General features: G+C 72.7%; 13 protein-coding genes. 6 read left to right on the plus strand and 7 right to left on the minus strand.

Annotated features, from left to right (window positions below):
- Positions 1–160: 160 nt before the first annotated feature.
- Positions 161–445: a hypothetical protein gene (locus COO58_RS02315; RefSeq protein ID WP_091581846.1), complete on the minus strand. Its 285-nt coding sequence runs from the start codon at positions 443–445 to the stop codon at positions 161–163.
- A gap of 48 nt (positions 446–493) precedes the next feature.
- Positions 494–1,375: a mycothiol conjugate amidase Mca gene (gene mca, locus COO58_RS02320; protein ID WP_091581849.1), complete on the minus strand. Its 882-nt coding sequence runs from the start codon at positions 1,373–1,375 to the stop codon at positions 494–496.
- 245 nt (positions 1,376–1,620) lie between these two features.
- Between mca and COO58_RS02325 the strand changes: the two genes are divergently transcribed.
- Entirely contained in the window at positions 1,621–2,055 is a 435-nt protein-coding gene (locus tag COO58_RS02325; protein WP_091581853.1) for a DUF4307 domain-containing protein, read from the plus strand.
- Between the two features lie 147 nt (positions 2,056–2,202).
- Positions 2,203–2,703 carry a transcription elongation factor GreA gene (greA, locus tag COO58_RS02330; protein WP_091581857.1) on the plus strand — a complete coding sequence of 167 codons (501 nt, stop codon included), beginning with the start codon at positions 2,203–2,205 and terminating at the stop codon, positions 2,701–2,703.
- Positions 2,704–2,828: 125 nt separating this feature from the next.
- On the opposite strand, the gene ilvA is transcribed toward greA, so the two are convergent.
- From ilvA to COO58_RS02350, 4 genes are read right to left on the minus strand one after another with little or no spacing between them, the layout of a single operon-like run.
- Entirely contained in the window at positions 2,829–4,049 is a 1,221-nt protein-coding gene (gene ilvA / locus COO58_RS02335; RefSeq protein ID WP_091581861.1) for a threonine ammonia-lyase, read from the minus strand.
- Positions 4,046–5,002 carry a DUF4328 domain-containing protein gene (locus COO58_RS02340; RefSeq protein ID WP_098743654.1) on the minus strand — a complete coding sequence of 319 codons (957 nt, stop codon included), beginning with the start codon at positions 5,000–5,002 and terminating at the stop codon, positions 4,046–4,048. Before COO58_RS02340 ends, ilvA begins: the two co-directional genes overlap by 4 nt.
- Before the next feature lie 52 nt (positions 5,003–5,054).
- Complete coding sequence (locus COO58_RS02345) at positions 5,055–6,467, minus strand: amidase (RefSeq protein WP_091581869.1); 1,413 nt, start codon at positions 6,465–6,467, stop codon at positions 5,055–5,057.
- 16 nt (positions 6,468–6,483) lie between these two features.
- Positions 6,484–7,626 (minus strand): cystathionine gamma-synthase, encoded by a 1,143-nt coding sequence (locus tag COO58_RS02350; protein WP_091581872.1) that lies wholly within the window; start codon positions 7,624–7,626, stop codon positions 6,484–6,486.
- 133 nt (positions 7,627–7,759) lie between these two features.
- Here COO58_RS02350 and COO58_RS02355 point away from each other — a divergent pair, with 133 nt between their 5' ends.
- On the plus strand, positions 7,760–8,179 hold the full coding sequence (locus COO58_RS02355) for an HIT family protein (RefSeq protein ID WP_091581877.1): 420 nt from the start codon (positions 7,760–7,762) through the stop codon (positions 8,177–8,179).
- 220 nt (positions 8,180–8,399) lie between these two features.
- The gene (locus COO58_RS02360; protein WP_141561845.1) at positions 8,400–9,995 is read left to right on the plus strand and encodes a hypothetical protein; all 1,596 of its coding nucleotides are present in this window, start codon (positions 8,400–8,402) and stop codon (positions 9,993–9,995) included.
- 72 nt (positions 9,996–10,067) lie between these two features.
- On the opposite strand, the gene COO58_RS02365 is transcribed toward COO58_RS02360, so the two are convergent.
- On the minus strand, positions 10,068–10,562 hold the full coding sequence (locus tag COO58_RS02365; RefSeq protein ID WP_091581886.1) for a hypothetical protein: 495 nt from the start codon (positions 10,560–10,562) through the stop codon (positions 10,068–10,070).
- Positions 10,563–10,715: 153 nt separating this feature from the next.
- On the opposite strand from COO58_RS02365, the gene msrA reads away from it, so the two are divergent.
- Both msrA and COO58_RS02375 read left to right on the plus strand, forming a co-directional pair.
- A complete protein-coding gene (msrA, locus tag COO58_RS02370) occupies positions 10,716–11,378 on the plus strand; it encodes a peptide-methionine (S)-S-oxide reductase MsrA (protein WP_091581889.1) in 663 nt (220 codons plus the stop codon).
- A gap of 192 nt (positions 11,379–11,570) precedes the next feature.
- A complete protein-coding gene (locus tag COO58_RS02375) occupies positions 11,571–13,361 on the plus strand; it encodes an N-acetylglutaminylglutamine amidotransferase (protein WP_098743657.1) in 1,791 nt (596 codons plus the stop codon).
- Positions 13,362–13,363 lie beyond the last annotated feature (2 nt).

Here is a 13,363-nt window from a genome sequence, read left to right on the forward strand (position 1 = left end):
TGCGACCGGGACACGGTCGGGGCCCGTTGCTGCCCTCGACATCGGCGCCCCCCTTCCGCGCAGGGTCCGGGGCCTGACGGTCCCCCCGGCGGAAGGCTAAGCCAAAGCCGGTGGCCGCAACAGGGGGCGACCACCGGCTGGGGCGTGATTCATGCGGTGTTCAGCTGTTTCGGCGCTGCTGGGGGCCGTTGGGAGCACTCGTCGGTGAATCCTGCTCGACGGCCCCGTCTGTCGGATCGACGACTGCCGAGTCGACCCGGCCCGGCTCGCCCTGCCGCGGGAAGCGGTCGGGCAGGCGGCGCAGGCGGGCGTTCATGTTGCGGATGAGCAGGACGGTGACGGTGGCCAGCGCGACGATGAGGAAGAGGCCCATCGGGCCGGCAAGACCACCCGTGCGGGTGTCACCGAAGTTGTTCTCCGCGAGCACCTGGGCGGTGGTCAGCATGGTGTTCCTCCGATGTGCGGCTGACGACCAGGGTAGCCCGCGCCGATGTCAGTGGGCACGGCACGTCTCGCGCACCCCGGCGAAGAGGTCGGACTCGGGGAGCGGGCTGTCCACCAGCGAGCGGGCGAGCTGGAAGTCCTCCGTCGGCCAGGCGCGCTGCTGGAGATCCATCGGCACCTGGAACCAGAACCCGTCCGGGTCGATCTGGGTGGCGTGGGCGCGCAGCGCGTCGTCGCGGACCGGGAAGTAGGCGGCGCAGTCGACCCGGGTGGTGATGCGCTCCCCCTTGTCGGGGCGCTCCTCCCAGCGCTTCATCCACTCGCCGTAGGGCGACTCCAGGCCCGCGGCGAGCATCGCCTCGTGCAGGCCCATGATCTTGGCCCGGGAGAAGCCCACGTCGTAGTAGAGCTTCAGCGGTTGCCACGGCTCGCCCAGCTCCGGGTGGCGCTCCGGGTCGCCGGCCGCCTCGAACGCCGCCACGGTGACCTTGTGGGTCATGATGTGGTCCGGGTGCGGGTAGCCGCCCTCCTCGTCGTACGTGGTGACCACGTGCGGGCGGAACTGGCGCATCAGCCGCACCAGCGGCGCGGCGGCGACCTCCACCTCCTGCAGCGCGAAGCAGCCCTCGGGCAGCGGCGGCAGCGGGTCGCCCTCGGGCAGACCGGAGTCGACGAAGCCGAGCCAGGCCTGCTCGACGCCGAGGACGGCGCGGGCGGCGTCCATCTCGGCGCGACGGATGTCGCCGATGTTGGCCCACACGTCGGGGCGGTCCATCTTGGGGTTCAGCACGCTGCCCCGCTCGCCACCGGTGCAGGTGACGACCAGGACATCCACCCCCTCGGCGACGTATTTCGCCATGGTGGCGGCGCCCTTGCTCGACTCGTCGTCGGGATGGGCGTGCACCGCCATGAGACGCAGCTGTTCTGCCACCTTCGGCGCTCCTCGTCTGTGCCGGCCGGACGACCCGCCCAGGGCCGACCGGCTGACCTGCCGGAATCTCCCCCCGCGCCCGCGAAAGCCCCCGTGCTGGCACGTCGGGACCGCTGCCGGAGTGGCCGGGACCACCCTGGCCGGTCGAGGCCGACCTGCCATCCTTGACTCAGCGCCGGGCTGGGAAGATGGACCTAGCCATTCTTGCCGATGCCGCCGACAACAACGCCAGGAGATACCCGCCGGTGAGCGAGACGCACGCCACAGTCACACCGGGTACGCCGGTCTTCCCGCCCGGCCGGTACGGCCGACGCCGGGAGCCGGGCCGCCGCCGACCGCTCCTGCTCGCCCTGACGGTGACCGTCCTGCTGGCCGTCCTCGGGCTGGCCGCCGCGAAGCTCTACAGCCAGTACGGCGACCCCGAGTACCAGGGCGAGATGATCAGCTACACCGGGATCACCGACTCCCGCGTGGTGGTCGACTTCCGGGTCACCGTGCCACCCGGCGGCTCGGCGACCTGCCTGCTGCGGGCCCGCTCGCACGACGGCGCCGAGGTGGGCCACGTCGAGGCCACCGTGACCGCCGAGTCCGGCCAGCGGCACGTCCGAGCCCGACAGGAGGTGCCCACCAGCGCCCGGCCGTTCATCGGCGAGGTGCTGCGCTGCCGACCGACCGGCTGAGCCGGAGCACCGGCGAGCTGCCGGAACACGCGTACCCCGGGTCCCGCGGCCGGCACCCGGGGTGATCGACCACACCTCGACCGGCACCGCACTGGTAACTTGGTAGTTCACCTGTCAGCCAGTCCGCACCAACCGAGGAGATCGCCTGTGTCCACCAACGGAAACGAGGCGCCCGCCACCTGGCTGTCCCAGGACGCTTACGACCGCCTGCAGGCCGAGCTCGACGAGATGATCGCCAACCGGCCGGTCATCGCCGCCGAGATCAACGCCCGGCGCGAGGAGGGCGACCTGCGGGAGAACGGTGGCTACCACGCCGCTCGCGAGGAGCAGGGCAAGGCCGAGGGGCGCATCCTCTACCTCAAGGAGCTGCTGCGCACCGCCAAGGTCGGTGAGGCTCCGGCCGCCGACGTGGTCTCGCCCGGCATGGTCGTCACCATCTACTTCGACGACGACGCCGACGACACCGAGACGTTCCTGCTCGGCTCCCGGGAGATCGCCTCCACCACCGACCTCACCGTCTACAGCCCCGAGTCCGCGCTCGGCAAGGCGATCCTCGGCGGCAAGGCGGGCCAGACCTGCACCTACACGGCCCCCAGCGGCGCCGACATCAAGGTGACCGTCGTGTCCTTCGAGCCCTACTCGGGCTGACCGCCCTCCGGACCCGCGCCGGACGGCTCGGGTCCCGACCCGACCGAGGCTGACAGGCTCCTCGGGCCCCGAGCCACACCCACCCGTTCGCCCCGACCGGATCATCCGGCCGGGGCGTTCGCGGTTCACCCCTCGCCGGCGAAGACGACCTGATAGCCGCTGGCCCGCAGCGCGCTGATCAGCGTGTCCGAGTGCTCCACCCCACGGGTCTCCACGGACAGCGCCACCTCCACCTCGCCCAGCCGCAGGTGCGGGTTGGCCCGCTGGTGCACCACGTCCACCACGTTGGCCCGGTGCTCGGCGATCTCGCCGAGCAGCGAGGCGAGCTGACCGGGCCGGTCCACGCACCGCACGGTGATCCGCAGGAAGCGGCCGGCCGCGGCCAGGCCGTGCTCGATCACCCGCAGCATCAGCAGCGGGTCGATGTTGCCGCCGGAGAGGACCGCGACCACCGGCGGGGTCACCTCCACCGCGCCGGCCAGGAGCGCCGCCACACCGACCGCCCCGGCCGGCTCCACCACCTGCTTGCCGCGCTCCAGCAGCATCAGCAGCGCGCGGGAGATGTCCTCCTCGGAGACCGTGACCACGTCGTCGACGAGCTTGCGGACGTGGGTGAACGTCAGCTCACCGGGCCGCCCGACGGCGATCCCGTCGGCGATCGTCGCGAACGAGGGCAGCCGGACCGGCTCGCCGGCCCGCAGTGAGGGCGGGAAGGCGGCGGCGCTCGCCGCCTGCACCCCGATCACCCGTACGTCGGGACGCAGCGCCTTGGCCGCCACCGCCATGCCCGACACCAGCCCGCCACCGCCCACCCCGGTCACGATGGTGCGCACGTCCGGGCACTGTTCGAGCAGCTCCAGCGCCACCGTGCCCTGACCGGCGATGACGTCCGGGTGGTCGAACGGGTGGATGAACACCGCACCGGTCCGCTCGGCGAAGGTCTGGGCCGCGATCAGCGACTCGTCCACCGTGTTGCCGACCAGCTCGATCTGCGCGCCGTACCCCTTGGTCGCGGCGACCTTCGGCAGCGGCGCGTTCACCGGCATGAAGACGGTGGCGTGCGTGCCGACCAGACCGGCGGCGAGCGCCACCCCCTGGGCGTGGTTGCCGGCGCTGGCCGCCACCACGCCCCGGGCCCGCTCGTCGGCGGAGAGCCGGGAGATCCGCACGTACGCGCCCCGCACCTTGTACGAGCCGGCGCGCTGCATGTTCTCGCACTTGAGCCAGACCGGCCCGCCGAGCGCGGCGCTGAGCGGACGGGACGGCTCCAGCGGCGTGGTGCGGGTGACGCCGGCGAGCAGCTCCCGCGCGGCCTGTACGTCGGCGAGACCGACCAGTTCCGTCATGCCCCGATCGTGCCACCCGGCCCGGCCGGAGGCGGCGGCGACGTCACCGACGGCGCGTCCGGTCCGGCGGCCGCCGGCGCGGGCGCGGCGGAAGCGGACCCGGAACCGGCCACCGGTGCGGGACCCGCGGGCGCGGCCGGCGCGGACGCGGCCGTGCCGGGCGCGGGCCAGCCGGGGTGGCCCGGCCAGGCGGGCACGGCCCGGGCGAGGCGGTCCTGCTGGGCGGCCGAGATCCGGCGGACCAGCACGACGAACGAGATGCCGGCGACCAGGCAGGCCACCGACAGCAGCAGCCGGCCGCCGAGCGCGTCCTGGTAGTAGCGGACGTAGCTGCCGTACTCCACGTCGTTCTGCGGCCACTCGGTCAGCCGCGAGTACCGCTGGTCGTCGCCGCGGCTGACCAAACGGTCGCCGACCGAGAAGACGAGCCAGGCGGCCCACCAGACGCCGACCAGGGCCGGCGTGGTGCGCCGGAGCAGGCTGTCCCGGGCGATGTTCGCGACCACCCGGGCCGGGACCACGAAGCTGGCGAACGGCACCAGCCAGCCGGCGATCGCCCAGCCCGGGCCGAGGCTCGGCAGGGCGCCCGCGAACGCGTCGGTGTTCTTCCGCGCCCGCCAGGTCCAGATGATGACCAGCACCGCCGCGGTCAGGAGGGCCAGCAGGTAGGGCAGCCCGAGCAGCAGTTCGGCGACCGCCGCGCCCAGCAGCAGGTCCCGGTCACCCTGCTCGGCCGCCGTGCGGGCCATCCGCGCGCCGACCAGCGGGAACAGCGCGCCCGGCAGGTAGAGCACGGTGGCCGCGCCGACCGCGACCGCCGCGGCGGTGCCGAGGCCACGGACCGGGTACGTGGGCACGCCGGGCAGCACCGGCGGCTGACCGAACGGCGTACCGCAACGCTGGCAGTCGGGGTCGACCGGGGACGCGACGTCCCCGCAGGTCTGGCAGTGCATCGGGGACCGTCCGGAAGGGTGTGCGCGACAGGGGTGCGCACACGTTAGACGATCATGCGGTGGCCGGCGACCCCGTACCGACCCGGGGATAGCCGGGAGCGTGCCGCGTCCACGGCGCCTGCATCTCGAACTGCCCGGCCACGCCGAGCAGCAGCAGCTCCGAGCCGGGCGGGCCGACGAACTGCACGCCGACCGGCAAACCGTCCGGGCGGCGGCCGACCGGCACCACGATCGACGGCAGGCCGGCGATGTTCCACGGCGCGGCGTACGGGGCGTACCGGATGTTCGTCGACATGTTCGCCAGCCAGGAGCGGCCGGACCAGCCGGCGGCCTGCGGCGGCGGCCCGGCCAGCGCCGGGGTGAGCAGCAGGTCGACCGAGTGGTCGGCGAAGAACTGCACCGACCGCTCGCGCCAGGCCGTCCGGTCGGACTCCCGGACGTACCCCCGGCGCTGCGCCCACTCCCCCAGCGCGACGTGCCGGCGGCTGCGCCGCTGGAGCTGGCGCGGCGCCACCCCGGCGGCCCGCACGTCCGCCGCGGCGGCCGCGAACCAGGTGGCGATGCCCTGGAGGCCGAGCCGGGTCGGGTAGACCGGGTCGGCGGGAACGGTGTCGTGCCCGGCGGCGGCCAGCAGCCGGCCGGCCGCGGCGACCGCGTCCCGGTTCGGCGCGTCCGGCGAGACGCCGCGCACCGGGGAGCGCAGCGACACGCCCACCCGCAGCCGCGGCGGCGGGACCAGCCGGTCCGGCCGGCGGCCGGCCAGCACCGAGAAACCGACCACCGCGTCGGCGACCGTCCCGGTCAGCATGCCGTGCTCGGTGAGGCCGAACCAGTCGTCCGCGCCGAGCTGGCAGGGCACCACACCCCGGCCGGGCTTGAGACCGACCAGGCCGCAGCAGGCCGCCGGGATGCGGATCGAGCCGAGACCGTCGTTGCCGTGGGCCATCGGCACCAGCCCGGCGGCCACCGCGGCGGCCGCGCCGCCGGAGGAGCCGCCGGGGGTACGCGACAGGTCCCACGGGTTACGGGTCACGCCGGTGTCGTCGTCGGTGAGGGCCCACAGGCCCAGCTCCGGCATCCGGGTCACGCCGAGGATCACCGCGCCCGCGCCCCGCAGCCGGCGGACCACCTCGTGGTCGGCCTCCGCCACCTCGGTACGCATCGCGGCCGACCCGTTCCAGGTGGGCAGCCCGGCGACCGGCGTGTTCTCCTTGACCGCGACCGGCACCCCGGCCAGCGGCAGGTCGGCCAGTTCCTCCTGCTCGTCGACCTTCTCCGCCTCGGTGATCGCCTCGCCGCCGCGTACCGTGCGGAACGCGGCCAGCTCGGCGTCGACCCGGGCGGCGTGGTCGAGGTGGTCGGCCACCACCTGCGTGGCGGAGACGTCACCACGGCGGACCGCACGGGCGATCTGCTTCGCGGTCGCCCCGACCCAGGTCGTCGGCAAGATGTCCGGCACTGCCACCCTCCCCGTCCAGCGGTCAGCCCAGCGCCTGCTCCAGATCGGCGAGCAGGTCGTCGACCGTCTCGATGCCGACAGACAGTCGCACGAGATCGCCGGGAACTTCAAGCGGCGAGCCGGCAGCGCTCGCGTGTGTCATCCGGCCCGGGTGCTCGATCAGGGACTCCACGCCGCCGAGCGACTCGGCGAGCACGAACAGCCGGGTGGAGTTGCAGATCTCCACGGCGTGCTCCTCGCCGCCCGCCGCGCGGAACGAGATCATGCCGCCGAACCGGCGCATCTGCTTGGCCGCCACCTCGTGCCCCGGGTGCGACGGCAGGCCCGGGTAGATCACCTGGCCGACCTTCGCGTGCCCGTCCAGGTAGGCCGCGATCCGCTCGGCGTTGTCGCAGTGCCGGTCCATCCGTACCCCGAGGGTCTTGATGCCGCGCAGGGTGAGCCACGCGTCGAACGGACCGTTGACGGCGCCCATCGCGTTCTGGTGGTAGCGCAGTTCCTCGCCGAGGGTGCGGTCCGCGGCGACCAGCGCGCCACCGACCACGTCGGAGTGTCCGCCGACGTACTTGGTGGTGGAGTGCACCACCACGTCCGCGCCGAACGCGATCGGCTGCTGCAGGTACGGCGAGGCGAACGTGTTGTCGACCACCAGCAGCGCGCCGGCGTCGTGCGCCACGGCGGCCAGGGCGGCGATGTCGGCGATGCCGAGCAGCGGGTTGGTGGGCGTCTCCACCCAGACGATCTTCGTGGTGCCGGGGCGGATCGCGGCGCGGACCGCGTCCGGGTCGGAGACCCTGGCCGGGGTGTACGCCAGACCCCACCGCTCGGCCACCTTGGCGAAGAGCCGGTAGGTGCCGCCGTACGCGTCGTCCGGGATGACCACGTGGTCGCCCGGCTTGCACACGGTGCGCAGCAGGGTGTCCTCGGCGGCCAGGCCGCTGGCGAAGGCGAGCCCCACCGGGCCGCCCTCCAGCGCGGCCAGGCACTCCTGCAGCGCGTCCCGGGTGGGGTTGCCGGAGCGGCTGTACTCGTAGCCCTCGCGCGGTGCGCCGACGGCGTCCTGGGCGTAGGTGCTGGTCTGGTAGATCGGCGGGATCACCGCACCGGTGCGGGCCTCGGGGTCCTGACCGGCGTGGATGGCGAGCGTCTCGAAGCCGTGACTCATTCCAGGAAGGCTAGTCCCTGGGGCCCGCCCCGGTCGGGAATGTCCCCGCCGCGGTGACCCGCCCCGCTTTCCCTGGAACGGCGGAGCGGGGCGGTGCCGTCCCGTGCGGCCGGCCGGGCACTACCCTGCCGGGATGGACGGGTGCGTGTTCTGCGGGATCGTGACAGGCGGGGTGCCCGCGTTCCGGGTCGCCGACGAGCCGGACGGAGTCGCCTTCCTGGACACCCGGCCGGTGTTCAAGGGGCACGTGCTGGTGGTGCCCCGCCCCCATCTGGTCGCGCTGGCGGACCTGCCCGCCGACGCGCTGCCCGGCTACTTCCGCTTCGTGCGGCGCATCGCGGTGGCGGTGGAGACGGGTCTCGGGGCCGGTGGGACGTTCGTGGCGATGAACAACAAGGTGTCCCAGTCCGTCCCGCACCTGCACACCCACGTGGTGCCCCGGACGAAGGGGGACGGCCTGCGCGGCTTCTTCTGGCCGCGCACCCGCTACGCCGACGACGACGAGGCCCAGGGGTACGCCGACCGGGTGGCCGCCGCGCTGCCCGCCACGTGACACAACCACCGGACGCCATTCGCATTCACCGCACATTCGCCGCTCGGAACCAGCCGCGAGAATTGTGAGCCCCAGTTCCGAGAAATTGTCGCGGAAAACAAATCGTATTCGTTGTCCATCTGATGACTGAGCAAATGCGGAATGGCGATCAAATGGCAGAGTGCGTTCTGCCGAGTGAGGGACGACCGGTCCCGGCCGGCATCTGGAGCAGGGAGAGCAGATGTCACGAAGAATGGCGGTGGCAGCGGTCGCGCTGACCAGCGTTGCGGCGCTGGCGCCACTGTCGCCCGCCGCGTACGCCGGCCCGTCCACCGAGGACGCCGGGCGGGCCGCCCGGACGGCGGCGACGACCGTCCGCCCGGAAGGGGCCCTGAAGCAGTCGACGGCGACCCCGCAGCAGATGGCGGATCTCGACCGGCGCCACCGCGAGCAGCGCGAACGGATCGCCGCCGCGCAACCCCGGCCGGCCGGCGGTGAGGTCGACGCGGCCGAGCGCGCGAAGCCGGTCCGCCAGACCGAGGCGGGCGGCGAGTTCAGCGCCCAGGCGCTGTTGATCCGACGCAACAACGCCAACACGCGGGCCTCGCAGGTGAGCAGCACGCTGGGCGAGACCGCCGCGGCCAACGACGGCTCCTCGGTCTTCTACACCGGCAACACCTACGCCTCGTACTCCACCAACGACGGCAGCACCTGGACCGGCGTCGGCCTGCCGGCCGGACCGGCCGACGCGCCCAACGCGTGTTGCGACCAGGACGTCGTGCGGGCCCACAACACCGACCGGATCTTCAGCATCCTGCTCTACACGAACGCCGCTCTGAACAACGGCGGAGTGCGCATCTTCGTTCGCGACAATCCGGCCAGCGCACCGTTGTGCACCTATTACATCGACCCGGGCGGGGCCGCCGACGACGTGCTCCCGGACTACCCGCACATCGGGGTGAGCGCCAACGCGCTCTACCTGACCACCCAGAACCAGCGGGCCGGTTCCTGGATCGGTTCGCAGATCAGACGGTTCAACCTCGCGCAGATGTCCGCCTGCACCACGGCCACCACCAACACCCTCACCCACGTCGGCTCGGTCGGGCAGCGGGTCTTCACCCCCGTCGAGGGTGCCCAGAACTCGACCACCATGTACTTCGGGGCGATCGAGAGCACCACGTCGTTCCGCATCTTCAGCTGGGCGGAGTCGAGCGCGTCGGTGCCGCAGACGGTGCGCACGATCAGTGCGTCCAACTTCAGCAACCCGGACTGTCGGGGCGGAACCGGCAACTTCGACTTCATCGAACGCTCCACCTCCTGGACCGCGGCCGGCTTCCGGATGCGCGGGGCGCTGCACGGCTCCCGGGTCACCTGGTACTGGCACTCCGCACCGACCGGCGGGATCACCCAGGGACACGTCCGGGCGGCGTCCTTCCGCACCTCCGACCTGACGCTGGTCGAGCAGCCGCACATCTGGAACGCCGGGCTCTGCTTCGGCTACCCCGTGGTGAGCGGCAACGTCTTCGGCGACCTGGGGATCTCCATCGCCGCAGGCGGCGCGGCGGGCGGTGGTGGCGCAGCGGCGCAGGGTTACGTGGGAGTCGACGACACCCCGGGAGACCCGATCGCCTTCGGGACCGTGATCCTGACCGCCTCCGGCACCCACAACCGCACCGACGGCCGGTACGGCGACTACTTCACCGTCCGCACCAACGCCAAGTGCCGGCAGACCTGGGTCGGCACCAACTACGCGCTGTCCGGGGGGAACACCACCTCCGCGCACGTCAACGCGCGGTACGTCGAGTTCGGCAGCACCCTCGACTCGGGCTGCTTCTGAGTTCCGCCAGGGGGTGGGTGGTCGGGTCGCCGGCCACCCACCGCGCACCCGTGCGGCGGGGACGTCCGGCGGTCAACCGATCCGGAACGGCGCCGAGTGGACCCGCTCGGCGACGGTCCCCTCCGGGGCGGGTGACCGCCGGAAACCGAGGGTGACCCGGTAGACGCCGGCCGGTGCGGGCGGCACGACGCCGTCGCCGCCGGCCGGGTCGAGCCGGAACTCGCGTCGCTCCCCGGGCGCCCAGGTGACGACGCTGCCCGCCCGCTCGACGCCGCAGTTGTCGTACGCCGTCCAGGTGTCGCCCGCGCGGCGTTCCAGCAGGACCGGCGAGCAGTCGGTCCGCAGGTCGTCGGCGTACACGGGCATCTGGCTGCCGTTGGTCACCGTCACCGCGATGCGATCGTCCGCCCCGCCGACCGACACGGTGACGGTGACCACGGTGTCGGCCGTCCCGGCCGGGGTGGCCGGCGCCGGAACGGGGCTTTCCGGAGCGGACCGGGCGCACCCGGCCAGCACGGCCACCGCCAGGATCAGCGCCGCGCTCCGGCAGGCGTTCCATCTGCTCATACCGCTCAGACGAGCCCCAACCCCCCACCGTTCCGCACCGAGCGTGACCCCGTTCCCTACCGATCGCGACCCGGGCCTGAGCGTGGGCGGGACGGGTAAGGAAGCGGGGCCCGGCCGTGTTGCACCCGGGGAGAGTACGAGAGGAGTTCCACCGTGTTCCTTCGCCGCATGAAGGCCGAGATGATCTCTCCTGACCAGGCACTGCCGGGCCGGCCGATCGCCATGCCGATCGCCGACCGGCACGAGGTGCTGCCGTCGACGCTGAAGGGCCCGTTCCCCGAGGGCGCGCAGGTAGCCGTCTTCGGCATGGGCTGCTTCTGGGGTGCCGAGCGGCTGTTCTGGACCCTCCCCGGCGTGATCACCACGTCCGCCGGCTACGCGGGTGGTTACACCACCAACCCGACGTACGAGGAGGTGTGCTCCGGCATGACCGGGCACGCCGAGGTGGTCCAGGTGGTCTACGACCCGTCGAAGATCGCCTACGAGGACCTGCTCAAGGTCTTCTGGGAGAACCACGACCCGACCCAGGGCATGCGCCAGGGCAACGACGTGGGCACCCAGTACCGGTCCGCCATCTACACCACGACGGACGAGCAGCGCGCCGCCGCCGAGGCGTCCCGGGACGCGTTCGCGCCGATCGTGGCGCGGGCCGGCAAGGGCGAGATCACCACGGAGATCGCCCCGCTCGGCGACTACTACTTCGCCGAGGACTACCACCAGCAGTACCTGGCCCCGACGAAGAACCCGAACGGCTACTGCAACCACGGCCCGAACGGGCTGAGCTGCCCGGTCGGCGTGGCCCGTACCGCCGGCTGACGCCCGATGCCGGGTCTGCGGTGTTCGTCACATCGCGGGCCCGGCTCATCTCGGGCATCGGACACCGAGCGGGCAGGAACCGACGCGTTCCTTCACAGCCACACTCGGTAACCGCGCATCGTAGCAACCTGTCACACGTTCGTCATCGTCTCAACAGGCGAACTGCAACAACCTCTGGCAGCATTGGCTCGCATGTGCGGACTTGCGGGAGAGTTCCGCCGTGACGGTTCACGTGCCGACGTCTCGGCCGTGGAGCGGATGGCGGCCACGATGAGTGACCGAGGGCCCGACGACAGCGGCGTCTGGTCGCAGGGCCCGACCGCGCTGGGACACCGGCGCCTGAAGATCATCGACCTGTCCGCGGCGAGCGGCCAACCGATCGTCGACGCCGCCGCCGGGCTCACCGGGGTCTTCAACGGCTGCATCTACAACTACCGCGAGTTGCGCGCGGAGTTGCAGGCCAAGGGCCACCGCTTCTTCTCCGCCGGCGACAGCGAGGTCGTGGTCAAGGCGTACGCCGAGTGGGGGCTCGACTTCGTCGACCACCTGGTCGGCATGTTCGCGGTCGCGATCAGCGAGCGGGACACCGGCCGCCTGGTGCTGGCCCGCGACCGGCTCGGCATCAAGCCGCTCTACCTGGCCGAGAGCCCCGGCGTGGTGCGCTTCGCCTCGACCCTGCCGGCGCTGCTGGCCGGCGGCGGCGTGGACACCACCATCGACCGGGTGGCGCTCGCCCACTACCTGAGCTTCCACAGCATCGTGCCGCCGCCGCGGACCATCCTCGCCGGCGTCACCAAGCTGCCCCCGGCCACGGTCCGGGTGTACGAGGCGGACGGCACCACCCGGGAGCGGGTCTACTGGGACCCGACCTTCGGGCGCGCCGCCGAGCGGGCCGGCTGGTCCGAACGGGACTGGCAGGACGCGCTGCTCGACTCGCTGACCACCGCCGTCCGTCGCCGGATGGTGGCCGACGTGCCGGTGGGCGTGCTGCTCTCCGGCGGCCTCGACTCCAGCCTGGTGGTCGCGCTGCTCGCCGGTGAGGGCCAGGCCCGGTCCGGCCTGGCCACGTTCTCCATCGGCTTCGACGCGGTCGGCGGCCGGGAGGGCGACGAGTTCGTCTACTCCGACCTGGTGGCCAAGACGTTCGGCACCGACCACCACCAGATCCGGGTGCCCACCGGCGACCTGCTGCCGCCGCTGGAGGCCGCCGTCGCGTCCATGAGCGAGCCCATGGTCAGCCACGACTGCGTGGCGTTCTGGCTGCTCAGCCAGGAGGTCGCGAAGCACGTCAAGGTGGTCCAGTCGGGCCAGGGCGCGGACGAGATCCTGGGCGGCTACCACTGGTACCCGCCGCTGGCCGGGGTGGACCGGGAGCAGGCGCTCGACACGTACGCGAAGGCGTTCTTCGACCGGGACGCGGCCGGGCTGGCCCGGGTGCTCAATCCGGACTGGCTGGCCGACGGTGATCCGGCGCGCGAGTTCGTGGCCGCCCACCTGGGCCGGGCCGGCGCGGAGACCGCGGTCGACGCCGGCCTGCGGATCGACACCCAGGTCATGCTGACCGACGACCCGGTGAAGCGGGTCGACAACATGACCATGGCGCACGGCCTGGAGGCCCGGGTGCCGTTCCTCGACCACGAGTTCGTGGAGCTGGCCGCGAGCTGCCCGCCCGAGCTGAAGCTGGCCCAGGGCGGCAAGAGCGTACTCAAGGAGATCGGCCGCCGGGTCCTGCCGCACGAGGTGATCGACCGGCCCAAGGGCTACTTCCCGGTGCCCGGCCTCACCCACCTGGAGGGCAAGCTCCTCGACCGGGTGCGCGACGCGCTCACCGCGCCCGAGGCGCGCCGGCGTGACCTGTTCCGCGGCGACTACGTCGACGCGCTGCTCGCCGACCCGAACGCCGAACTGACCCCGTTGAACGGAAACAAGCTGTGGCAACTGGGACTCCTGGAAATGTGGCTCCAGAGCCACGGAATCGACTGACC

Origin of the sequence: Micromonospora sp. WMMA1996, assembly GCF_002573675.1 — a bacterium.
GTDB lineage: Bacteria > Actinomycetota > Actinomycetes > Mycobacteriales > Micromonosporaceae > Micromonospora > Micromonospora sediminicola.